Origin of the sequence: Klebsiella sp. GW_Kp182 (assembly GCF_040062275.1) — a bacterium.
In the GTDB taxonomy this organism is placed as follows: Bacteria; Pseudomonadota; Gammaproteobacteria; order Enterobacterales; family Enterobacteriaceae; genus Klebsiella; species Klebsiella michiganensis.
The window spans coordinates 295295-319130 of the sequence record NZ_JBEAFQ010000002.1; the positions used below are offsets into that span (position 1 = coordinate 295295).

General features: G+C 56.1%; 20 protein-coding genes. 11 read left to right on the plus strand and 9 right to left on the minus strand.

Annotated elements, in window-relative coordinates; genetic code table 11:
• Window positions 1-149 precede the first annotated feature (149 nt).
• Window positions 150-725: a lipid IV(A) palmitoyltransferase PagP gene (gene pagP / locus ABLU88_RS03495; protein WP_046878082.1), complete on the plus strand. Its 576-nt coding sequence runs from the start codon at window positions 150-152 to the stop codon at window positions 723-725.
• 34 nt (window positions 726-759) lie between these two features.
• On the opposite strand, the gene ABLU88_RS03500 is transcribed toward pagP, so the two are convergent.
• From ABLU88_RS03500 to ABLU88_RS03510, 3 genes are read right to left on the minus strand one after another with little or no spacing between them, the layout of a single operon-like run.
• Window positions 760-1683, minus strand: a complete 924-nt coding sequence (locus tag ABLU88_RS03500) for an acyltransferase family protein (RefSeq protein ID WP_160741211.1) — start codon at window positions 1681-1683, stop codon at window positions 760-762.
• A 38-nt stretch (window positions 1684-1721) separates the two neighbouring features.
• On the minus strand, window positions 1722-4784 hold the full coding sequence (locus ABLU88_RS03505) for an efflux RND transporter permease subunit (RefSeq protein WP_224266636.1): 3063 nt from the start codon (window positions 4782-4784) through the stop codon (window positions 1722-1724).
• Window positions 4784-5869 carry an efflux RND transporter periplasmic adaptor subunit gene (locus tag ABLU88_RS03510; RefSeq protein WP_032693512.1) on the minus strand — a complete coding sequence of 362 codons (1086 nt, stop codon included), beginning with the start codon at window positions 5867-5869 and terminating at the stop codon, window positions 4784-4786. Before ABLU88_RS03510 ends, ABLU88_RS03505 begins: the two co-directional genes overlap by 1 nt.
• Window positions 5870-6399: 530 nt before the next feature.
• Between ABLU88_RS03510 and ABLU88_RS03515 the strand changes: the two genes are divergently transcribed.
• From ABLU88_RS03515 to ABLU88_RS03525, 3 genes are all read left to right on the plus strand, one after another.
• On the plus strand, window positions 6400-6831 hold the full coding sequence (locus ABLU88_RS03515) for a universal stress protein (protein ID WP_014229901.1): 432 nt from the start codon (window positions 6400-6402) through the stop codon (window positions 6829-6831).
• 50 nt (window positions 6832-6881) lie between these two features.
• Complete coding sequence (locus ABLU88_RS03520) at window positions 6882-9569, plus strand: cation-transporting P-type ATPase (RefSeq protein WP_046878079.1); 2688 nt, start codon at window positions 6882-6884, stop codon at window positions 9567-9569.
• 188 nt (window positions 9570-9757) lie between these two features.
• On the plus strand, window positions 9758-10687 hold the full coding sequence (locus ABLU88_RS03525; RefSeq protein WP_348836159.1) for an alpha/beta hydrolase-fold protein: 930 nt from the start codon (window positions 9758-9760) through the stop codon (window positions 10685-10687).
• 73 nt (window positions 10688-10760) lie between these two features.
• On the opposite strand, the gene ABLU88_RS03530 is transcribed toward ABLU88_RS03525, so the two are convergent.
• A complete protein-coding gene (locus ABLU88_RS03530; RefSeq protein ID WP_014229898.1) occupies window positions 10761-11168 on the minus strand; it encodes a cupin domain-containing protein in 408 nt (135 codons plus the stop codon).
• A gap of 127 nt (window positions 11169-11295) precedes the next feature.
• Here ABLU88_RS03530 and ABLU88_RS03535 point away from each other — a divergent pair, with 127 nt between their 5' ends.
• A complete protein-coding gene (locus ABLU88_RS03535) occupies window positions 11296-12198 on the plus strand; it encodes a LysR family transcriptional regulator (RefSeq protein WP_348836160.1) in 903 nt (300 codons plus the stop codon).
• Between the two features lie 59 nt (window positions 12199-12257).
• Here ABLU88_RS03535 and ABLU88_RS03540 read toward each other — a convergent pair whose 3' ends face one another.
• Window positions 12258-13178, minus strand: coding sequence for a LysR family transcriptional regulator (locus ABLU88_RS03540; protein ID WP_196546515.1), 921 nt, complete (start codon window positions 13176-13178; stop codon window positions 12258-12260).
• A 140-nt stretch (window positions 13179-13318) separates the two neighbouring features.
• Between ABLU88_RS03540 and ABLU88_RS03545 the strand changes: the two genes are divergently transcribed.
• The 5 genes from ABLU88_RS03545 to ABLU88_RS03565 all read left to right on the plus strand — a co-directional run bounded on the left by ABLU88_RS03545 (window position 13319) and on the right by ABLU88_RS03565 (window position 17706).
• The gene (locus ABLU88_RS03545) at window positions 13319-13714 is read left to right on the plus strand and encodes a RidA family protein (RefSeq protein ID WP_047723433.1); all 396 of its coding nucleotides are present in this window, start codon (window positions 13319-13321) and stop codon (window positions 13712-13714) included.
• A gap of 42 nt (window positions 13715-13756) precedes the next feature.
• Entirely contained in the window at window positions 13757-14716 is a 960-nt protein-coding gene (locus ABLU88_RS03550; RefSeq protein WP_348836161.1) for a zinc-binding alcohol dehydrogenase family protein, read from the plus strand.
• Window positions 14717-15120: 404 nt separating this feature from the next.
• Complete coding sequence (locus ABLU88_RS03555) at window positions 15121-16017, plus strand: ABC transporter substrate-binding protein (protein ID WP_025106085.1); 897 nt, start codon at window positions 15121-15123, stop codon at window positions 16015-16017.
• The gene (locus ABLU88_RS03560; RefSeq protein WP_348836162.1) at window positions 16014-16952 is read left to right on the plus strand and encodes an amino acid ABC transporter permease; all 939 of its coding nucleotides are present in this window, start codon (window positions 16014-16016) and stop codon (window positions 16950-16952) included. Before ABLU88_RS03555 ends, ABLU88_RS03560 begins: the two co-directional genes overlap by 4 nt.
• Entirely contained in the window at window positions 16945-17706 is a 762-nt protein-coding gene (locus tag ABLU88_RS03565) for an amino acid ABC transporter ATP-binding protein (protein ID WP_048260955.1), read from the plus strand. The genes ABLU88_RS03560 and ABLU88_RS03565 overlap by 8 nt, the downstream gene beginning before the upstream one ends.
• Before the next feature lie 2 nt (window positions 17707-17708).
• Here the strand turns inward: ABLU88_RS03565 and ABLU88_RS03570 are convergent, their stop codons facing one another.
• The 4 genes from ABLU88_RS03570 to purB all read right to left on the minus strand — a co-directional run bounded on the left by ABLU88_RS03570 (window position 17709) and on the right by purB (window position 22382).
• A complete protein-coding gene (locus tag ABLU88_RS03570) occupies window positions 17709-19043 on the minus strand; it encodes an MmgE/PrpD family protein (RefSeq protein ID WP_048260957.1) in 1335 nt (444 codons plus the stop codon).
• Between the two features lie 238 nt (window positions 19044-19281).
• Complete coding sequence (locus tag ABLU88_RS03575) at window positions 19282-20466, minus strand: amidohydrolase (RefSeq protein WP_064375751.1); 1185 nt, start codon at window positions 20464-20466, stop codon at window positions 19282-19284.
• A complete protein-coding gene (locus tag ABLU88_RS03580) occupies window positions 20467-21003 on the minus strand; it encodes a GNAT family N-acetyltransferase (protein WP_025106090.1) in 537 nt (178 codons plus the stop codon).
• Window positions 21000-22382: an adenylosuccinate lyase gene (gene purB, locus ABLU88_RS03585; RefSeq protein ID WP_048260959.1), complete on the minus strand. Its 1383-nt coding sequence runs from the start codon at window positions 22380-22382 to the stop codon at window positions 21000-21002. The genes ABLU88_RS03580 and purB overlap by 4 nt, the downstream gene beginning before the upstream one ends.
• Window positions 22383-22748: 366 nt before the next feature.
• On the opposite strand from purB, the gene ABLU88_RS03590 reads away from it, so the two are divergent.
• Window positions 22749-23834, plus strand: coding sequence for an iron-containing alcohol dehydrogenase family protein (locus tag ABLU88_RS03590; protein ID WP_048260960.1), 1086 nt, complete (start codon window positions 22749-22751; stop codon window positions 23832-23834).
• Window positions 23835-23836: the final 2 nt, after the last annotated feature.

Sequence of the window (23836 nt, forward strand, 5' to 3'; positions counted from 1 at the left end):
GGCGGCGCTCTCTGTCCTGAAACGGGCGTTTAACTGGACTTGCAATTAGCCCGGGACGGTGCAGAAAATTTGTTGGTTGATATTTGCAAAGCCTGTTTTTTGTTCCCAAACTGAATGAACACCGGGCGACTTTCTTTAAGGATAAAACGATGCGACGTTGTCTGCGGCTAGCGTGGGGAGTAGCGTTTATTTTCGCCTTGTCGGTACAGGCTGAAACGAAGGTCTATGGTGAGCAGCGCATCAGCGGCTGGTGGAGCTGGTTGAAAAACGACGTCTCGCAGACCTGGAATGAGCCGCAAAACTACGATTTATATCTGCCGTTTCTCAGCTGGCACAACCGCTTTATGTACGATAAAGAGAAAACGGATAACTATAATGAAATGCCGTGGGGCGGAGGTTTCGGCGTTTCCAGATATAACGCGGAGGGCAACTGGAGTTCGCTCTACGCCATGATGTTCAAAGATTCGCACAACGAGTGGCAGCCGATTGTCGGCTACGGCTGGGAAAAGGGCTGGTATCTTGATAGCCGTCGTGACTTTCGCCTGGGTCTTGGCGTCACCGCCGGGATCACCGCCCGCGATGACTTTGCCAACTACGTACCTCTGCCGATTATTTTGCCGCTCTTCTCCGCCAGCTACCGCCGTCTGAGCGTGCAGTTCACCTATATTCCCGGCACCTATAATAACGGCAACGTACTGTTTGCCTGGCTGCGCTACGGTTTTTAAATGCGCAGGCGGCCATGACCTGAACCGGCGAGCGTCAAATCGTAATCACTTTTTTGACCACCGAATTGGACAGCGCGAGCATCGAAATCAGTACCGAAGTGATAAACGTAAGGACAATCAGCATTAATTTTGTCCCCAGCGAGTTAATCGGGATAAACGCGGTGAGCAGGTGAAAAACGGAGTAGTGGAGAATATAGACGCCGGTCATCGTTTTGCTAATGGTGGCGAGAAGGGTCTCTTTAAACTCGCTGTTTTTGCGAAACCGCACGCCGTTGGCGGCAATAACCAGCGCAACCACCAGAATATAGATTTGTGAACCGGTCAGAATGAACGCATTTCTGTCGGCCTTAAACAGGGCGAAGAAGAAATGCCGCTCGTAAAACCAGGTAAAAAGGTAAATAAACGGAATGGCGATCATCGCGCCTTTGACCACTTTTTCTCGCCTGAGCCAGTCGGCGACCAGCGGGTCGCTGAACAGCTGACCGGTCAGATAAAACAGCAGCCAGGTCCACAGGCGGTACTGCGGCGCCAGGCTCAGCGCATGAACATCCGGGTACAGCGCGGACAAAAGATCGTAACCATACGAGAGCAGCAGCAGCGTGAACACCGCGGCAAAGAAGGCTGTGCGTCTTTGGCTGAGCCACTCGATAACCGGGTGAAAGGTGTAAATGACGATAAACGCAAATACAAACCACGGCTGGATAAGATAGCCGCGCTGGTAGGGCTCCCAGAGATAGTACACCGTCATCCAGAACAGAAAGACGATCACCACGCTTTTGATTTTGCCCAACTGCCATTGTGAGTCGTGGCGAGACTGTGAATCCAGATAGCCCGCCACCACAAAAAACAGCGGCGTGGCGATAGTGGAAATAAACGTCAAAAACCCGAGGATCCAGTGATAGTCATAATCATAGCTATCCCAGGTGTTGTAAATGGTGAAGAAGGTCACCGCCGTCATGCATCCCAGCGTTTTAATAATATTTAATCCGGTACTGTTCATGGTTGTCGCTTCATATTCTGATTGTGGAAACAGGCGTAGATTACCGGCAGAACCAGCAGCGTCAGAATAGTAGCAAAACCCAGACCAAACATGATAACGACCGCCATGCTCTGGAAGAAAACGTCGAGTAATAAAGGCGCCAGGCCGAGCACGGTGGTGAACGCCGTCAGCAGGATAGGGCGCAGACGCGAAGTAGCGGCATCAATAATCGCCTCCTGCTGCGCTTTTTCCTGTTTCTGCTGTTCAATCTCTTCTACCAGCACGATGCCGTTACGGATCAGCATTCCGCTCAGGCTCAGCAGACCGATTAACGCCATAAACCCAAAAGGGATCCCGGTGATTAAAAAGCCCGGCGTTACGCCAATCAGCGCCAGCGGCACGGTCAGCCAGATGGCGATCGCATTTTTCAGCGAACTGAACATCAGGACGGTGATGACAAACATCACCAGGTAACCCAGCGGCAGGGTAGTAAACAGCCCCTGCTGCGCCTCGCTGGAGTTCTCCGCATCGCCACCCCACTCAATGCTGTAACCGTGCGGCAGAGCGAGCGCATCAATCTGCGGCTTCACGCGGGACAGGATATCCCCCGACGTCTGGTGGCTGAGCGGGTCGGGATCGGTCTGTACCGTCAGCACCCGGCTGCGATCGCGGCGCAGGATTAGCGGATCTTCCCATTCGAGGTGAAAGCCGCTGACCACGTTACTGAGCGGAATATACTGCTGGCGGCTCTGGCTCCAGACCAGCACGTTATTCAGGTGATTCGCGTCCTGGCGCTCGGCGGCGGGCGGGCGGACGATCGTCGGCAGCAGGTCGGCTCCCTCACGGTACAATCCAACGCGGCTGCCGGAGAAGTTCATCTCCAGGGCGTTATCAATATCCTGTTTATCAACGCCTAACTCGCGCCCAAGCGCGGGGGAGTACTGCGGACGAATAACTTTGCTACGGTTTTGCCAGTCGTTGCGAACGCCGTCGGTGGCCGGGTCCGCGGAGAGGATATCGCCAACCTGGCTGGCGAGCAGGCGCAGACGGTCGGGGTCCGGACCTTTAATCCGCACCTCGATGGCGCTGTCGCCGGAGGGACCGAACATCACGCGCTTCGTGCTGGCGTTTACCTGCGGGTAGTTGCGCGCAATATAGCGATCCACATGCTGCGTCAGGGCGGCAATGCTGCGCTGGTCGTCCATGCGCACCATGATCTGCGCATAGTTGCTGTACTGCCGTTGCCCGCTGTAGGTGAGGATAAACCGCATGCTGCCCTGACCGACGGTGGCCACGGTGGTGACTACCCCGGGCTGGCCGTTAATGGTGGTCTCAATATCGCTGGTCATCTTTTCGGTGGTCGCGATATCGGTACCGTAGGGTAGCCAGAGATCGACAAAGAAAATCGGCGTATTTGACGAGGGGAAAAAGTTTTGCCGCACCGAGCCGAATCCCCAGATAGCGGCGGCCAGCAGCGCCGCCATGACGGTCAGCGTGATGGTTTTGCGCAGCAGAAGAGCACGCAGAGCCTGCTGGTACAGACGGTAAAAGCGCCCGCCGTACGGATTGGCGTCGGCCTGCGCCACCGGCTGTGATTGATTTTTAAACAGCCACCATTTAATCAGCACCGGGGTAATGGTCAGCGCCGAGAACCAGCTCAGCATGAGCGAAATCAGCAGCACCTGGAACAGCGATTTACAGTATTCGCCGGTCGAGTCCTGCGACAGGCCAATCGGCGCAAAAGCGAGAATGGCAATCACCGTGGCCCCCAGCAGCGGCAGCGCCGAACGGCGGATCACGTAGTTAATCGCCATGAGCAGCGTTGACCCCTGCTGGCGGGCGATCAGCACGCCTTCGACGATGACGATAGCGTTATCGACCAGCATGCTCAGGGCGATAATCAACGCCCCCAGCGAGATACGCTGCAGCTCGATACCCCACAGGTACATGATCAGCAGCGTACCGAGCACGTTGAGCGCCAGCGACAGGGCGATAATAATGCCGCTGCGTACGCCCATAAAGATCAGCAGCACGCCAACCACAATCGCCAGCGCCATCAGGAAGTTGGTGATAAAGCCGTTGACCGAATGGGCGACTTCCGCCGCCTGATCGTAGAACAGGTCAATGTTGATCCCGGCCGGTTTTTCCGCCGACATCTGCTCCAGCTTGCTTTCCAGCGCGCGGCCAACGTCAATCACGTTAACCCCGGGTATAAACGACACCCCCATAGTGACCGCCTGTCGGCCGTTGGCGTGGTAAATGCTGGAAGGCGATTCGCTCAGCCCGCGCGAGAGGGTGGCAATATCGCGCAGCCGCGTCGCCGTTGCCGAGCCGTGCGGGCTGATTAACAGGTCGCCAAGCTCGTCGAGGTTGGCAAACTCGCCCGTGGGATGCAGGCGAATCGATTCGCTGCCGGATTTAATCTCACCGGCGTTAGACACCACGTTCAACCTGCTCAGTATCGCCGCCAGCTGGTTGAGCGTGATTCCGCGGGCGGCCATTTTCGCCAGCGAGACATCGATGTTGATTTGCTGGGGGATCGCCCCGCCGATGGCGACTTTGCCGACGCCGGGGACCAGCACCAGTTCACGACGCAGCTGCTCGGCATAGCGAACCAGCTCAGGGTTGGTAAAGCTCTTGCCGGAGAGGGCAAAGAAAAAGCCAAAGACATCGCCAAAATCGTCGTTCACAAACGGAGCGGCGACGCCGGGAGGGAACTGGCGGGCGGCGTCGCCCACCCGGCGGCGCAGTTCATCCCAGATTTGCGGCAGCTCGCGGGAGTGGTAGCGCGAGGCGATATTGACGGTAATTTGCGACAGGCCGTTGGAGGAAATTGAGCTGACGTTGTCGAGATACGGCAGCTGCTGCAGCGCGTTTTCCAGCGGCAGGGTGACTTCTTCTTCCACCTGCTGCGCCGACGCGCCGGGATAGTGGGTGACTACCACCGCGGTTTTGATGGTAAACGCCGGATCTTCCAGGCGGCCAATATTCAGCAGAGCGAAGATCCCGCCGATGCCCAGCAGTAAAATGGTCAGCCAGACGCGGACCGGGTTGTTAATAAACTGGCGGGAAATATCCATTACAAACCTCGTTCACGCGTCCAGATACGAACCGGCTGTTGCGCATGTAATTCGCTGACGCCTGCCGCCACTACGCGCTCGCCGACGCTGAGCCCTTCGGTAATCACCACGCCCTGAGAGGTCACCGGGCCCACGCCGACTTTTCTCTCTTCCAGCTTGAGCTGGTCGCCGCTGCCCTGTACCACCCAGACGTGGGGCTCATTGCGCGGGCGATTATCCGGGTTAAACACCGCTTCAACCGGCACCACCACCGCGTTTTGACCGGCGCTGGCGGGCAGGTTTGCCAGATTGACCGTCACCGTTCCGCTTACGCCGCCCACCGAGGGAAAGTCGGCCGGCCTCGGCATAGTCAGTATGATTTGCCAGGTGAGCGTGCTGCTGTCGCTGCTGCCGGTATGTTCTTTGTAGTCGGCGGTAAACTGGCGATCCGGCATGGCGTTAATTTTGACGACAGGACGATACTGCGCGTTGCGAATATCCAGCGCGGTAAAGAGGTTTTCCGGAACGCTAAACACCACGTCGAGCAGATCGGTTCGCGTCAGGGTCACAATGGGCTGTCCGGCGGCGACAACCTGGTGGTTACGTACCGGCACGTTGGCGGCAACGCCGCTGAACGGGGCGGTCAACGTCATTTGCGACAGCTCTTCGCGGGCGATTTTCAGCGCGGCGTTAGCGGCGTCGCGGTTGGCCCGCTGGATATCCATTTCCGCCTTTGAAATCGCCTGACGCCCGGCCAGCGTCTGGAAGCGATCGAACTGCCGCTGGGCGAGGGTGGCGGCGGTTTGCCGTTCATTCACGCGCTGCTGCGCTTCCCGGGCGTTGAGCCTGGCAAGGGGCTGCCCCTGAGTAATATTGGCTCCCTGACGGACATCAAGAGATTCAATTTGGCCGCCGCGTTTGAAAGATAAATCGGTGGAGTCCCCGGACTCAATGCGGGCGGGAAATACGCGCTGCTGCGCATCACCGATAGCCACCACCTCGGCGACTTTGACCATCCGCGGTAACGGCGTAATTTCAGGCGCTTTCCGATCGCAAGCCGTTGTTATTAAAATAACAAGCGGAATGAGAGAAAAATAACGGTTCACTGTATTCCCCTCGAAGTAAAAGGCTATATTTTACATATTATTCACAATCGCTGTATTTATTCAGCGAGGGCCGAGACAACGAAGTAGGTAATTAAACCGGTAGCCGTACAGGCGATTATTGCCAGGGCAATAAACAGGCTCAGGCGAAACAGACTGTAACCGAACATCGTTCCTCCTTTAGCGCTAACGCTTAGCTAAGTAAATTCTTATCGTAATAATTATTGTGGGGCGACAGAAAGTGAACAAGCCACTGATAATGAGGATAGTCGTAGTAAAACGGAAATGTTAAAAAGAGCAAAAATTACGGCGATGGCGACGATTTTACGGGGTTTGTAGTCGAATTGTCTGGCTGCGCCTGACTCTGTGATATTTTTCAATATATTAATTGGCGACTTAATAATGTTTATCGTGGTGTGCTACGTTTAATTATACCTACACGTCTTGCAGATTTTGTTCTTGAGATCTTTTCCTCAGCGCCATTGCCCGGGCTGTTTTCACCACCTTTTTTAGGTAATAAAAGGATTGTCTCTATGTATAAAAATATCCTCGTGCCGGTTGATGTGTTTGAAATCGGTCTGGCGGACAAGGCCTTGTCCCACGCCCAATTCCTTGCGCAAAGCTCTTCGGGACAGATTCATCTGGTACACATCATTCCCTCTTTTTCTCCGGTGCTGACGCGCGGTTTTATTTCCGATGCACGAAAAATGGAAGACTATCTGATTAATACTGCTAAGGAAAAGCTGGCAGAGCTGATCAAGAAACTCGCGCTGACGGAAAAGGATATTCAGATTCACATTCGCAGCGGCAACATTCGCGATGAAGTGACCAAACTGGCCGATGAACTGAAAGCGGATGTGGTGATCATCGGTTCGCGCAACCCGAATATTCAGACGCATCTGCTGGGGTCGGAGGCGGCAGGAATCGTTCGCTATGCCCATGTTCCGGTTTTTGTGGTGCGTTAAGGGCGGCCTGAGGCTGTCCTGATTTCCGTTACAGGAGTGAGGAGATAACTATGAATACAGAAAAACCGGGCGGCCCGTTCTATCAGCTCTCCGTAGAAGAAACCCTGACCAGCACCAACAGCACTCCGGAGGGCATCAGCGGCGCCGAGGCGGCGACGCGTTTGCAGCAGTATGGCGAAAATGCGCTGCCGCAAAAAGCGGGAAAGCCGGCGTGGCTGCGTTTTCTGGCGCATTTTAACGATGTGCTGATCTATGTGCTGCTGGCGGCGGCGCTGCTGACGGCGGTCATGGGGCACTGGGTGGATACCCTGGTGATCCTCGGCGTGGCGGTGATTAACGCCCTGATCGGCCATATCCAGGAGAGCAATGCGGAAAAATCGCTTCAGAGCATTCGCAACATGCTTTCCAGCGAGGCGGTGGTTATTCGTCAGGGCAACCATGAAACGATCCCGACAACCGCTCTGGTCCCCGGCGATATCGTCGTCATCCGCGCAGGCGATCGCATTCCCGCCGACCTGCGGGTGATCGAAGCGCATAACCTGCGGGTGGAAGAGGCGATTCTGACTGGCGAATCGACGGTGGTGGAGAAAAGCACCGAGGCGCTCAGCGGCGAACTGCCGCTAGGCGATCGTACCAATCTGCTGTTTTCCGGCACCACGGTGAGTTCGGGCGGCGGAAAAGGCCTGGTGGTCGCCACCGGCGGCGATACCGAGCTCGGCCATATTAACCAGATGATGTCGGATATCGAAAAACACCGTACGCCGCTGCTGGTGCAAATGGATAAGCTCGGCAAAGCCATTTTTATCATCATTCTGGTGATGATGGCCGCGCTGTTTGTCTTCAGCCTGCTGTTCCGCGATATGCCGGTTTCTGAGCTGATGCTGTCGTTGATTAGCCTCGCGGTGGCGTCGGTGCCGGAAGGTTTACCGGCGATTATCTCGATAATCCTCTCGCTCGGCGTGCAAACCATGGCCCGTCAGAAGGCGATTATCCGCAAGCTGCCCACAGTGGAAACCCTTGGGGCGATGACGGTGATCTGCTCGGATAAAACCGGAACGCTGACCATGAACGAGATGACGGTGAAGGCCGTTATTACCGCTGATAACGTTTATCGCGTAGAGGGCGACAGCTACGAACCGGTAGGGAATATTCATCCGATCGATGAGCCCGATCCGATAACCGTTGCCCCCGGCACGCTGCTGGAACGCTATCTGCGCACCATCGATCTGTGTAACGACAGTCAGCTTATCAAAGACGAAAGCGGGCTGTGGAAAATTACCGGCGGCCCGACCGAAGGGGCGCTGAAGGTGCTGGCGGCGAAAGTCCCGCTCCCGACGGTCAACACCGAGCTGCGCAGCAAAATCCCCTTTGATTCACAGTATAAATATATGTCGACGCTGTACCGCATCGGCGATGAAGAGATGATTTTGATTACCGGCGCGCCCGATGTCCTGTTCCGTCTGTGTCAGCATCAGCAAACCGACCATGGCCTGGCGCCGCTCGATCAGCCTTACTGGGAAGCGAAAATCGAAGAGTACGCGCGGGAAGGGCTGCGGATGGTGGCGGCGGCGTGGAAACCGGCAGCCGACGGGCAAACGGAGCTTAGCCATGAGGATTTGCAGCAGGGCGTCATTCTGCTGGGGGTTGCCGGGATGATGGATCCGCCGCGACCGGAGGCTATTACGGCGATCGGCGACTGCCTGCAGGCCGGGATCCGCGTGAAGATGATCACCGGCGACCACCCGCAAACCGCGATGAGCATCGGCAAGATGCTGGGGATCGGCAATGCGGAAAACGCCATCACCGGCAGAGAACTGGAGGTGATGGACGATATTCAGCTCAGCGAAGCGGCGCAGAAATTCGATATTTTCGCGCGTACCAGCCCGGAAGATAAATTCCGCCTGGTGCAGGCGCTGCAAAGCAGGAAAGAGGTGGTCGGGATGACCGGCGACGGCGTGAACGACGCCCCGGCGCTCAAGCAGGCCGATGTCGGTATCGCGATGGGGATTAAGGGCACCGAAGTGACCAAAGAGGCCGCGGATATGGTGCTGACCGACGATAATTTCGCCACCATCGCCAGCGCCGTCAGGGAAGGGCGTCGGGTATACGACAACCTGAAGAAAACCATTCTCTTCATTATGCCGACCAACCTGGCGCAGGGGCTGTTGATCATTATTGCGCTGCTGGCGGGGAATTTAATTCCGCTGACGCCGGTGCTGATCCTGTGGATGAACATGGCGACCTCCGCCACGCTGTCGTTCGGCCTGGCGTTCGAAGCGGGCGAGAAGAACATCATGCGGCGTCCGCCGCGCGATCCCAAACTGCACGTAATGGACGGCTTTGCTATCTGGCGGGTGATTTTTGTCGGTTCGATGATTGCCGTCAGCGCCTTTGTGCTTGAAGCCTGGCTACAGCCGCGCGGCTATTCGCCTGAGTTTATCCGCACGGTGCTGCTGCAGACGCTGGTTACCGCCCAGTGGTTCTATATGCTCAACTGCCGGGTGGCGGACGGCTTCTCGCTGAGTAAAGGGCTGCTGGCGAACCGGGGGATCTGGATTGTCAGCGGGGTGCTGCTGGTGCTGCAGCTGCTGATTATCTACGCGCCGTTTATGCAGATGCTGTTTGGTACCGAAGCGCTGCCGTTCCGCTACTGGGTTATCACCTTTATTATCGGTTTTGTGATGTTCCTGATTGTGGAAGTCGAGAAGCCGCTGACCCGGAGATGGCGCACGGCCTGATACTGAGCAGAACGCGGCATTCCCGGTAGCCCGGCTAAGCGCAGCGCGAGCCGGGCTACCCGTGATGTGATGATGGGTTCCCCGGGCAGGCGCAACGCGCCGCTCCCGGGATAACCTCGTTGCTTGCAATTGAGACTGATATTAGCAATCATTATCACTACCGAGGGTGTGCTGGAAACAATCAACCGATGTCGCTTCGCAAGTTTTGTTTTGCTTCTCCGCCGAAAGGGCGGATTTTTATCGCCGCGCTGGTCTCCACGCTTTATGGCATTAACGCTTACGCCAGGCCGGATATGCGCCCGCTGGGGCCGAATATCGCCGACCGCGGTTCCGCGTATTATCACTTCAACGTTGCTTATTTCGATTCCCTTGATGGCGAACGGCATTATAAGGTCTGGACGGCGATACCGAACGCGGCGCCGCCCGCGCAGGGATATCCGATTCTGTACGCCCTGGACGGCAACGCGGTGATGGACCGGTTGTCCGACTCGCTGCTTGAGACGTTTACGCAAAAAACGCCGCCCGTTATTGTGGCCATCGGCTATCAAACGAATTTGCCCTTCGATCAGCCCGCCCGAGCCTATGACTACCGGCCGAAAGTAGAGGAGAATCCTGCCGACGCCGGATGGGACCGACGGAAGAGCGGCGGCAGCGAGGCATTTCGCCAGCTATTAGAAAATACCATCGTGGAAAAAGTTGAGCGCGGGATCGCGATCAACCCTCAGCAGCGGGCTATCTGGGGGCACTCCTATGGCGGATTATTCATCATTGACGCCTGGCTGGCGTCATCCCGCTTCCAAATCTATTTTTCTGCCAGTCCTTCTCTGGGACGGGGCAACGCCTCGCTGTTAGCAAAAATGGCCGAGGCGAAGGCGGATGCGTTTAACCGGAAGTCCCTGTACCTGATGGAGGGGGCGGTTGCGACCCAGCGGGCCTCTTCCGCGGGAGCAGAAGAGATCCGGGGCAACGTCCTGCAGACGGTTTCCCTGCTCAAGAAAAATGGCGTGGCGGTCAACTGGTGGCCCTATCCCGGGCTATCTCACGGGGAGATGTTTAGCGCCTCGCTGCAAAGCGCGCTGCTGGCGATGAGCGATTTTCCCCGGGGCTCGGGCAATTAGTCGAAGATGCATTTTCGCATACCGCCGAATGAGAGCAGGGCGCATTAACTGGCGAGCCCTGCTGTTTCGATGCTTAAGGCAGCTGACGATAGGCGTCGTCGGCGACCGGCTCCAGCCATTCGTTAGACGCACCTTCGGCAGGGACGGCAACGGCGATATGGGCAAACCAGCTATCGGCGGCCGCGCCGTGCCAGTGCTTGACGCCGGCGGGAATATTCACGACGTCCCCAGCGGTAAGCTCGCGCGCCGGTTGATTCCACTCCTGATACCAGCCGCGACCGCCGGTCACCAGTAAAATTTGCCCGCCTTTATGGTGGATATGCCAGTGGTTACGGCAGCCGGGCTCGAAGACCACGTTGCCGATAGTGACCCCTTCCGTGGAGAGCATATTCAGGTAGCTGGTACCCTGAAAATACTGCGCATAGGCCTCGTTTTTCTCCCCCTTGGGGAAGATACCGTTACCGTCAAATTGTTGGTTCATGATGTCTCCACATTTCAGTTTCGGGCTTTTAAGCGGCCCCTTACGACTCGTTGAACAAAGTGTAGAGAAGGTTTGATTAAATGATAAGATGCGCAAATATGAATACACTGGTGCACAGAATTCACCAATGATGAGCAAAGAAAAACTCAACGACCTGCAGGCTTTTGCCACGGTGGCTCACGAGCGCAGCTTTACCCGGGCGGCCGCGATTCTGGGTGTTTCACGGTCAGCGCTGAGCCATACGCTGCTGGCTCTGGAAGCGCGTCTCGGGGTAAGGCTGTTAATCCGCACCACGCGCAGCGTTTCGCCAACCGATGCCGGGAACCGTCTGCTGGCCGTTCTGGCGCCGCGGCTGAATGAAATCGAAGCTGAACTGGCTTCTCTGCGCGCTTCACGAGATAAACCCGCCGGAACGGTACGCATCACCGCCAACGATCATGCCATCGTCACCGTGCTGTGGCCCCGTCTGCGGCCTTTATTAACGCAATACCCGGATATTCATATTGAGTTCAGCGTCGGGTACGAGCTGACCGACATTGCCGCCCAGCGTTTTGATGCCGGCGTACGGATGGGCGATCAGGTGGATAAGGACATGATTGCGGTGCGCATCACGCCCGATGTGCAGATGGCGGTGGTTGCCGCCCCCGCTTATCTTGCCGGCAGGGCGGCAGTAAGACGTCCTGAGGAGCTGATGGCGCATAACTGCGTTAATTTGCGTTTGCCCACCCATGGCGGGCTTTACGCCTGGGAGTTTGAAAAGGGAAGTCAAAAGACCAGCGTTCGCGTTGACGGGCAAACCGTTTTTAACAATACCTTTCTGATGATTCAGGCCGCGCTGGACGGAGCAGGGATTGCCTATGTTCCTCACGACTTAGCGGCGAAATATATCGCCACGGGGGAACTGGTACCGCTACTTGCCGACTGGTGCCCTCATTTCCCGGGATACTATCTTTACTACCCGGGCCGACAGCATCTTCCGGCGGCGTTTACGCTGGTGGTCGATGCGCTGCGCTGGCACCGCAGGGGGTGATCCCGGCTGCGCGATGGCTGCCGGGCTTCTTAAACAGAGATTCTCTGGCCGGGATGGCGTTACTTATTGTTGGAATTGGGGACATGCTGCTGCATCAATTCAACGATCCAATCAATAAAAACACGCAGTTTGGCGTTGACATGGCGGTTTGGCGGAAACGCCAGGTACAATGGCATTGGACTGATACGCCATTGTTCAAATAACGGAATTAAAGCGCCACTGGCCCGATGTTTTGCCGCCATATAGGTTGGCAGCGCAATCACGCCTAAGCCAGCGAGCCCCGCTTCGAGGTAAGCATTGCCATCATCCACGGCAAGTACATAGCGGCCTGTGATTTCAATATGTTCACTCCCACTGCGCAGGACCAGAGGCTCAATCTTACCGGTGCGCGAGGACAAGAATCCCACTATGCGATGGTCGGTGTTTTCCAGCTCTCGCGGGTGCGCAGGGGCGCCAAGGCGTCCCACATAGCCAGGGGCGGCGTAGACGCCGATTTGCAAATCGCCGACATGGCGCGCGATCAGGGACTGGTCGTTGATGTCGCCACCGCGCAGGACGCAATCCACGTTGTCGCCGATCAGGTCGACCACCCGGTCGCTGACGCCCATGTTGAACTGGATGTCAGGGTAGCGCGCGTGGAAAGCCGGTAGCGCCGGTACCAGGACGAGGCGGGCCAGCGGACTGGGCACATCCACCCGTAGCCGTCCCCTGGGCGTCATCGCCGCACTGGACAGGCTGTTTTCAGCATCCTCCATGTCCGCCAGCAGGCGGATGACGCGCTCGTAGTAGACCGCGCCATCGGCAGTCACGCCGAGCCTGCGGGTGGTGCGATGGAGCAACTTGACGCGCAGGCGCGCTTCCAGCTGCTGAATGAGCTGCGTCACCGTGGTTTTACTCATATGAAGCGTTTGGGCAGCCTTTGTGAAGCTCCCTGCCTCCACCACGCGAGCAAAGGCGCGCATCGCATCGAAACGATCCATTCCTTATCCCCCTTTTCACCGATTGTTTGGATTTTACAAACAATGATGGACAAAGTCGCTTGTTTATCCGCCCGATCCCGCACCTGTAAAGTGTCTTTACGTTCACCGGGCTGATTTTGCCCCATTGCAGAGGTACAAACATGACAGCACGCGAAGCCGTTTTTCCCCTCGGTCGGCAGGCGCTCTATGAGCGCAATCGCTATTCACCGGCCATCAAATCCAATGGTTTCTTGTTCGTTTCCGGGCAGGTTGGTAGCCGCGAGGATGGTTCGCCTGAGCCCGAACTAAAAGCGCAGGTCAGGCTGGCATTCAATAATCTGAATGCTGTTCTCGCGGCTGCGGGCTGCACGTTCGGTGACGTGGTTGACGTGACCCTCTTTGTCGTCGATCCCGAGTCAAATCTCGACGCTATCTGGAGTATCCTGCCAGAATATTGGGGGGAAGCGCCTTACCCTACGTTGACCGGGATCGGCGTGACGTGGCTTTACGGATTCCAGTTTGAGATTAAGGTGATTGCCAGGCTGCCCTGCGCGTGACGGGGCTTTCCGCCAGTCAAAAGATAAGACAGAGGAGAATTTATGAAAGCAGCGGTCTATGACGTGGAAGGTTCTCCCGGCGTCCTGAAATATGTCGATGTCCCGGAGCCGGTCACAGGGTCCGACGACATTCTGATTTCTGTCGAGGCTATCTCGATTGAGGGTGGCGATTTGATCAACCGCCGTTCAACGCCGCCGCCGCTTCCTTCATGGATCGTTGGCTACGCGGCCGCGGGCACAGTTGTTGCCGTCGGATCGAAAGTCCGAAGCCGTACGGTTGGGAACAGAGTCGCTGCTTTTCACATGCAGGGATCGCATGCGGAACGTTGGGCTGTGCCCGCGGAACGCACCTGGCTTATACCCGATGGGGTGGGAATGGCAGAAGCGGCGGCGTTGCCGATTTCTTTTGGAACCGCGCATCATTGCCTTTTCACACGAGGCATGCTCCGGCAGGGAGAAACCGTTCTTATTCAGGCCGCAGCGGGTGGCGTGGGGCTCGCGGCCGTTCAGCTTGCCTCACAAGCAGGCGCAACGGTCATCGCCGTGGTAAGCGGAACGCAGCGACGAGGTCGGTTGCGTGAACTTGGTGCCGATCATGTTGTGGATCGTACAAAGGATAACATCGTGGACAGTGTCCGACAGTACACCCATGGTACCGGTGTTGACCTCGTCATCGATCCGGTGGGAACGACGTTGCCTGTTTCGCTTTCTGCACTCGCTCCGGAAGGACGTCTGGTCTTCGTCGGTAATGCCGGCGGCAACAGTCTGACTGTCGACTTATGGCCGGCAATGCAGTCTAACCAGACGCTCATGGGGGTATTCATGGGACCTCTTTTTGCAAGGCATGGAGTTCGAACAAGCGTGGACGAGATGCTGCAGGCTGTAGCAGCAGGGCGCGTCACGGTTGTCATTGACCGCATCTTCCCCCTGGCTAACGCTGCCGCGGCCCACGAATTTGCTGAGACAGCGAAACCGCTTGGCCGGATCGTGATGAAGCCATGACGCGCGTTTGACCAGGATGAGTGCGTGGCGGCAGGATGCTATTAGCAGCGTTTTTCGGATGGTACTAACTTTCTGATTTTGAGGCGTTAAATCCGGTCAGGGTTCATACGATAATTGGCGCGTATCAGTCTGCCAACCCTTTGGGCCAGTGTGGGCGGCAAGCCCACGGTGTGGACATTGAATTTGAATTAAAAGAGCCCTTAAGTCTGCCCCTGACTTTCCCACTTTTTCGAAATCTTTATCTCTTTTTCTCATTTGTCAATAAAAGGTATATGCCCGCAAAATCAGGTCTAAGGCAGGGCGGGTGTTGCTCTATAAATGATAAAACCCCTCTGATGGCCTTGCCTCTTTTACCGCACCTCTTTTGTGGTTTTCACAGCTTTTAACCAGGAAAAGGCTTCTTTATGACGTTATCTAAATTACTGCTCCCTTTGCTGATTGCCGGAAATCTCTCTTCTGCATGGGCTGCGGAGCAGGTTGTTCCGTCTTCGACCACCTTTCATGTCACCGCTGATGATGCGCTGAAAAGTAAGCTTCCGGCGGACATCGCCAAACGCGGATATATTGTTGCAGGTACTAATCCGAATACTCCGCCAACCACTTTTTTCCAGGAAGACAATAAAACGCTCGCCGGGCGCGAGATTGATGTGATGAATGCCGTGGCGGCAAGGCTCGGTGTGGAAGTGCGCTGGCAGGATACCGGCGGTTTCGACAACATCATTCCGGGGCTGAAATCCGGTCGCTATGACGTCGCGCTATCCAATATCAATGCCACCAAAAAACGTCTCGAGCAGGTCGATTTCGTCAGTTATTACGATGCGTCGCGCCTGGGGGTGATCTCGCGTAAAGACGCAAACATTGCGCCATTTACCTCTTTTGACGCCGTGTGCGGGCAGGAAGTGGGCGCAGGAGCGGGTACTACGCAGATCGGGCGCCTTGAAGCGGCCAGCAAAATTTGTACTGATGCCGGTAAACCCCCGATCAAGATTGCCGTATTCCCGGATCGCCCTTCAGGCGTACAGGCCGTGGTCAGCGGTCGGGTACCGATGTTCTTCGGCCCGTATGAAGGTCTGACGTATCAGGTTAGTCAGGTCAAACCGCTGACGCTGACCGGCACCATTCATGTGGATGATGCGCCTGTATCTGTGGCGTTCCCTAAACAGTCGGGGCTGGAAGAGGCGGTGCAGGCATCCCTGAACTCGCTGATCAAAGACGGCACTTACCAGCAGATCCTCGATAAATGGTCCATCGGTTTTGGCGCAGTCAAAGAGTCAAAACGTAATGAAGAGATTTTCGGATGAGCAGTGAAACACACGATCAGCAGGCGGAAGAACTACGGATCGTCGGTAAAAAATATATCGGGCGCTGGATAAGCGCCCTGATCGTATTGCTGATATTGCTGGCTATGGGGAACTCCATGCTCAGCAATCCGCGTTTTGAATGGTCGGTAATCGCCGAAAACTTTGCCGGTCCGTCAATCATTCAGGGCGTACTGATGACGTTGCAGTTGACCGCAATTTCCGTGGTTTTTGGTTTTGCAGGCGGCACGGTTCTTGCGCTGATGCGCCTGTCATCCAATCCGGTGCTGGTCGCTGTCAGCTGGGGTTATACCTGGTTTTTCCGGGGGGTGCCGATGCTGGTCCAGTTGTTTCTCTGGTACAACATTGCCGCGCTTTACCCGAATATTTCGATTTCGCTGCCGTGGGCAGGTGAAATCTGGAGCGCTTCCGCGAACTCACTGATTAGCCCGTTCAGCGCCGCCGTGATTGCATTAGTCATGCATCAGTCTGCCTATGCCGCAGAGATTATCCGCGCCGGTATTCAGAGCGTCGGCACCGGGCAAGTCGAGGCGGCACGCGCCCTGGGTTACCGCCCGTCACAGATATTCCGCCACACCATTTTGCCGCAGGCGATGCGGGCTATTCTGCCTCCTGCGGGGAATGAAGTGATCGGTCAGCTGAAAACCACCGCGGTCGTTTCGGTGATTTCATTACAGGATGTGCTGTTCTCGGCGCAGATTATTTATCAGCGCACCTATGAAGTGATCCCGCTGCTGCTGGTCGCCACATTATGGTACCTGTTGCTGACGTCGTTGCTGTCGGTGATTCAGTATTACGTCGAACGACATTTCAGCCGCAGCAGCCACAGGAAGGTAAAACGTAAAGTCACGAAAACCGGCGCAGCCCGCACGGTCAGCACCGTCAGTCTCAGCGCAGGAGAAACCAGCCATGGGTGAGGCCATTGAATTTCGCAAAGTCACCAAGCGTTTCTCCGGTAATACCATACTGGATGAAATCAGCCTCGATATTCCGGCCGGTTCGGTCACGGTGATCCTCGGGCCTTCTGGTTCAGGGAAATCCACCTTGCTGCGCTGTATCAATCATCTTGAAAAACTCGATGGCGGCACAATCCGTATCGGAGGTGAACTGGTCGGTTATCAGCAGAAAGGTTCCGCGCTGTATGAACTGAGCAGCCGCAAAATTGCCGCACAGCGCAGCCGTACCGGCATGGTGTTTCAGCAATTTAACCTGTTTCCGCACCGTACGGTTTTGCAAAATATTATCGATGCACCGCTGCGGGTGAAGAAGCAAAACCGTCAGCAGGTAGTCAGTAAAGCCCGCGCGTTGCTCCGGCAGGTCGGCTTAGACAACCGCGAAGATGACTGGCCTCAGCAGCTTTCCGGTGGCCAGCAACAACGCGTGGCAATTGCCCGTGCGCTGGCGATGGACCCGGAAGTGATGTTATTCGATGAACCGACCTCCGCGCTGGATCCCGAACTGGTGGGCGAAGTGTTGCAGGTGATCAAAAAGCTGGCGCATTCAGGGATAACGATGGTGATCGTCACCCACGAAATCGGCTTTGCACGTGAAGTGGCGGATAATGTCATTTTTATGGAGGGCGGAAAAATTGTGGCGTCAGGGCCGACGAAAAGCGTGCTGGATGAAACGGAGAACGTCCGTGTCCGCCATTTTCTGTCGACTGTTTTATAACGTTATTCCTTAACCCGTTTCCCAAACAACATCTCTGCAAGCCGTGGCAGACTGTCGCGGCTTTCCAGCCTGCTCAGTGCCACGATTTCTGTCCGCTGTGCGTCAGTGAAATCCGGCAAACAGGTGCGCAGTTTCGCCGGCAAATCAAACGGGATCGCCAGACTTTGCTGACGGGTGAAACGCCGTTGCAGCAGAGTGCCGTCGCGCAGGAATACCGTCACCTGATGAAAACGCGCAGCGGGGTTCAGCTCGTCCGGCGGTGCGGAGAAATCCGGGCAACGCGAGACACGCTCTGCCAGTGCGGCAATGTCGGCTTCCACCGCTTGCGGGGTGAAATCCTCTAAGCGTAAGTCTCCGCGCAGCAGACAGGCTGCAATCACGTATTCCAGGCTGAACCGCGCTTCAACGCCGGTTGCCGGTTTTCGTACCGACGCCGCAATATCACCGCCCGGCGGGAAAGACACCTCTATCCGTTCGATGGCGCCGATCAGTGCATCTGTGCCTTGACCGGTTTGCAGCCAGTCATAACGAATAGTCCGCGCGGCATCGGCAGCGCTGTGCGTGCCACCGCAGGTCGGATAGGGTTTGAATTCCAGACCGGGCGAGACAATCCGCCACGGCGCGCCCCAGTCTGAAATGAGTTTTTCCGGCTGTTGCTGACCGGCGCAGTAAGCCGATAAAAAGCTGTCAAGCACGTTGTCTGCCTGGCCGTGAAAGCCTGCCAGCGTCAGCTGTGTGGCAATGACGGCGGTCTGCGCCGCCAGCCCGGCGTGCAGCGGTTTGACGTCACTACCGAACTGCGCACGTAACCCTGCGGACTGCGTCGCCGCTAAACCCAGAATCAACGCCGTTTGCCGTTCAGTGGCATCCACCAGCCGCGCACAGGCAGCGGAGGCCGCAATCGTGCCGAGCGTGGCGGTATTGTGAAAACCGAGTTTGTAATGCTGAGAACCGGCGGCCAGCCCGAGGCGTCCGGCCATTTCCACGCCGGTCACGTACGCATCGAGAAACTGCCCGCCGCTGATGTCTGGCCGTTGTGAGGCCAGCGCCAACAGCGCGGGCAAAATCACCACGCCGGGATGGCCGCGAAAGTCGGGATGGAAATCATCAAAATCCAGCGCGTGACCGGCATATCCGAGCAGTAACGCGTGGGTGGCCCGATCGCCAGCGCGGTAAACCTGATGCAAACTGTTTAGCCCTGCATCGGGTAAATCGCCGCGTAAAACCGGCAGGGTAACCGCCAGAAAATCCAGTAACCCTTCGCGGGCTGCCTCATGAGCGGCTGGAGTAGGGGATGAACTGACGATAAGTTTCGCCAGCGACTGCGTTAATGTCATAAGTGTATTTCCCGCTTCAGGCCCGAATGACCGGAGATAATAAATCAACGAAATGTTCACGCTCGCAAAGAGCATGCAATTGCGCCAGAAGGGCGTCTGAAACTAAACACATCGGGATCACCAAACGCGGCCGTATCCAGCGCCAGAAAGAAATGCCCGATATTGGGCATTCCCCACCCGGTAAAAATGATCATGGCTTGCTGACGAAGTCATTGCGCCGAAAAATGTCTCTGCTTATTCAATCTTTTTTTTCTTTGCTGAGAATTTCCGCACTCAGCGTTTGCAGTGCCTGTACCGCCAGTTGCGACAGGTAATGTGCAGTCGGAAACAGGGCGCGATCGTCAACGCGAAATTGCGGATGATGCAGCGCGTAAGGACCTCCGGAGCCGATCATGATGAACGCGCCGGGTAATTTTTGCTGATAGAACGCGAAGTCTTCGCCAATCGGGCTGGCTTCAACGCGACGGGCTTCGAAGCCGGAGCCTTCGCCTCGCGCCAGCGCGAAATCCACCCACTTAGCCGTATTGACCACTGACGGCGGGCCTGGCTGCCAGTCCAGGCTGATGTCGGTATCAAATGCCGCAGCGATGCCTGCGAGAACCTGCCGGAAACGGCGCTCGATCAGTTCTCGTGTATCCTGATTAAAGGTGCGGACAGTGCCTTCCAGCCAGGCGGAATCCGGGATTACGTTCCAGGTACTGCCACTGTGAACCTGAGTGATGGATATCACCGCGTTGTGTGCGGACGGCACGTTGCGGGCGATCAGGGTTTGCAGTGCGGAAATCACCTGTCCGGCGATAATAATCGGGTCGTTGCCTTCGTGCGGACGTGCCGCGTGGCTGCCGGTACCGGAAATGGCGATCGCAAAGCGATCCACGCCCGCTGTTAATGCGCCGTCTTTGCTGCCGATAACGCCGACCGGCAAAGAGGGATCGTTATGAATGCCGAAAATGACGGCGGCGTTATCGAGCGCGCCGGTATCAATCAGCGCCGGGGCTCCGTGACCGGTTTCTTCCGCCGCCTGAAACAGTATGCGCACCGTGCCGGAAAGCGACTCTTCCTGCGCTTTCAGCAAAATCGCCGCGCCGAGCGCCGCCGAGGTGTGGAAATCGTGGCCGCAGGCGTGCATCACACCGGGATTTTGCGAGGTGTAATCCACGCCGGATTGTTCTTCAATTGGCAGAGCATCGATATCAGAACGTAGCACCACCAGTTCACCGGGATTGATGCCGCCAATTTCTGCTACCAGACCGGTTTTGAGCGGCAAATCCAACACGCGGATTTGATACTTCTCCAGTGCCTCCCTGATGCTGGCGGTGGTGTTAACTTCTTCGTTGGACAGTTCCGGATAGCGGTGCATGTGGTGGCGGAAATCCTGAATGAACGCCGCCACAGGCTGATGGTCTTGCGTGATATCTGACATTTAAACTCCTGTAGGTGGCTGACGTTCCAGCCAGCGGGTGTGGCTTTTTTCATCGAGAATTTTTTTCAGGTACAGCGTGATATGCCCTTTGCCGAGGTCTCTTTCGAAGACCGGTTGAAAACCCAGTTTCAGGTACATGTCGCGCAGCCACGGATGGCTGGTGGCGGTGCCGAGGGAGTAAGCCGGGGCTTTCAGTTCGCGGATCAGAATGTTGTTTTCCAGCCAGCCCAGCAGTTTTTTGCCGAGGCTCTGACCGGTGTAGTCCGGATGCGTGCCGAACCAGCCAATATGCGGCAGGCCCATCGGCCCAGGCATTGCGCCCCACGGGAAACGCAGGGTGACAGAAGCGACCATTCGATGGTCATCAAACAGCGCAAACACCGCATGATCGTCGAGATGTTGCGTCACGCGTGCCAGATCGGCGGTGGCCGCATCAAACTGAATCCCGAGCGCTTTAATGGGCGCGTAGGCGGCCAGCATCAGCGCCAGATAATCGTGTTTATCATCCAGCGTCAGACGCCTGAAATGGTGCGTCATAACCCGTGCTCCTCAGGAGAACTCAGATGACCGGACTGCACGGCAAAACGGATGACGTCATCGACTTTTTGCGCGGCGCAGCCGGTGTAATGAGCCGGATCTAACCAGTAGTCAAGATCCTGTTCAGTAATACTGGCTGCCAGCACCGGATGCGCAAGCAGAACAGTTTTAAATGATTGCCGTTTTTCAAACGCCTGCATGGCACAGTCATACACCAGATGATGTGCAGTTTGTTTGCCGAGTTTTTTACCGACCTCAAACATCACTTTTTCGGACAGCAGCAGGCCGTCCTGCATCTGTAAATTCGCCAGCATACGGGCTTTATTGACCGTCAGGCCGGAGAGAATCGCTTGGGCATTTTGCAGCTGGGCAGAGAGATAAATCGAGATTTCCGGCAGTGTGATCCACTCGGCGCGCCAGCTCATCGCATCACGTTCATGCTCCACGTGCATTGACTGATAAATCAGAGATGCGCTGTGCAACAACGGTTGGGTCAGGCTGGCGAGACCTTCGAGGGCTGCAGGATTGCGTTTGTGCGGCATGGTGGTGGAGCCGATTTTTCCACTGCTGAATGGTTCTTCGATTTCATTAATTTCGGTGCGCATCAGGTTGTAAAGTTCGTTGCCAATTTTGCCCAGCGTGCCGCTGATCAGCACCGCCACCGAGGCGTATTCAGAAAAGCGGTCACGCGCGGCCTGCCAGCCGATATTCGGCGTATTAAGGTTCAGGCGCGCCAGTGTGCGGCGTTCAACTTCCGGACCCGCTTCGCCCAGTGCGGCGTAGGTACTGATCGCTCCGCTGATATTGCCGGTCAGCAGGCGCGGCGTGATGGCGTCCAGGCGGTCGAGATGGCGGATAAATTCATCCAGCCAGACGGCGACTTTAAAACCAAATGTGGTCGGCAGCGCCTGCATGCCGTGGGTGCGGCCAGCCATCAGCGTGTACTGATGCTCGCACGCCAGAGATTTCAGCACATTCGCCACGGCGGTACTGTCACGGACGATCGCTTTCAGGGTTTGTGCCAGCTGTAAAACGGTGGCGGTATCGACGATATCCTGCGTGGTCGCGCCGTAATGAATGTATTCCCCTGCGTCACCACATTGCTGTTGTAGTGCGCTGAGCACCGGCATCAGGGAATGCTTCATCTGCGAGCCAGAAGCGGCGATATCCTCAATATTCAGCTTGCCGGCATCGGCCAGCTCCGCAATGGTCAGCGCGGCCTGTTGCGGGATTACACCCAGTTCACCTTCGGCTAATGCCAGCGCAACTTCGACATTTATTTGCTGTGTCAGGCGATTTTGCTCTGACCAGATTTCCCGCATTTCTGGTGTGCCAAAATTGTTACCAAGTAAAAGAAAATCTATCGGATGTGAGGACATAATACTCTCTTCTTATATAAGGGTTAATTAACGTTGTTTTTAAGGCCGTAATTAAAAACAAATCATCGAAATAGCGTATCAGGTATAGGAAGATGCCAGATGCGTCTGTTTTCATTGCGTTAAATTAGCCCTGCCTGACACTATCATTTCTTTGATCCAGCACAGCATGCAAGGGGTTTATCGACTATAGCAAAAATCAATCTATGCTATTGAGAATAAGTTAATAAGGATCCCCACTTAGCACTTTGTTAATTTTTTCAATTCTCGTAGGATGTTTTTAATAACACTTGAATATATCCCATATCAAATTCCTGTTTAATTACGGGCAGTTTCTCTTTAACCAGACGACAAATACAGGGCATCGATGTGTTCGCCATAAAATCACCGCAGACCTATCATCATCAGCCCGGCCTGCTTTCACGTACCGGTGAGCTGCTTGCCGTTCATTCCTCCGATATCGCGATCATCACCAGCCCGAAAGCGTGGCGGGCGGTGAATCCGCAACTGGAAACCAGCCTGAAGGCAGCCGGTATTCGCTGGCAGGTCAATTTTCTCACCACGGAATGCACCGATGCGGCTATCGAAAAACATCTGGTCAGCGTGCGGGAACAAAACGCCACGCTGGTGCTGGGCATTGGCGGTGGGCGGGTGCTTGATTGTGCCAAAGCGGTGGCGAACCTGCTGACCGACGTCGGGCTGGTGACAATACCGACAGTTGCCGCGACCTGCGCCGCCTGGTCGCCGGTCAGCATCATTTATAATGAGCACGGCGGGCATGTGCGCAGCCAGCCATTGTCGCGTATGCCACTTATGCTGCTGGTCGACACGAATGTGATTGCGCAAAACGATGTGCGTTATCTCAAAGCAGGCATTGTGGATGCGCTGGCTAAATGGTACGAATTCCGCCCGTATAAACAGAAAAGCGACGACAGTCTGGCGCTGAACCTGAAAGTGCAGGCCGCACAACTGGCGGTGGACGTCTTTGAACAATATGGCGCTCAGGCGGTGAAAGACAACGCCCGTCATGAAGTCACGCCGGCGCTGATGAAAGTTATCGACGCTAATATCGCGGTGGCAGGTATGGCTAACAGCATGCGCGATGAAACCCCCGCGCCGGGCGTGGCGCACGCGATCCACAACCGTTTCACCCATCAGCCGGAATTGCATGACTGGCTGCACGGCGAGAAAGTGGGTTTCGGGTTGCTGGTGCAGTCGCTGATGGAAAGCTATAACGGCCAGCCGGAGCTGCAGTTGCTGGGGTTGTTGCGTGAATATGGCGCGCCGCTGGCACTGCCGCCACTGAATGGCGACCGGGACACGATCATCGCGGCCATTGCCCGCGAAGTGAAATTCTCCACCGAAAATGCCGACCGTTTGCCGTTCTCAGTGGCAGCGGAAAATATCGAAAAAGCCCTGCGGGCAACTGAAGTTCATCATTATTCTCAGGGATAACG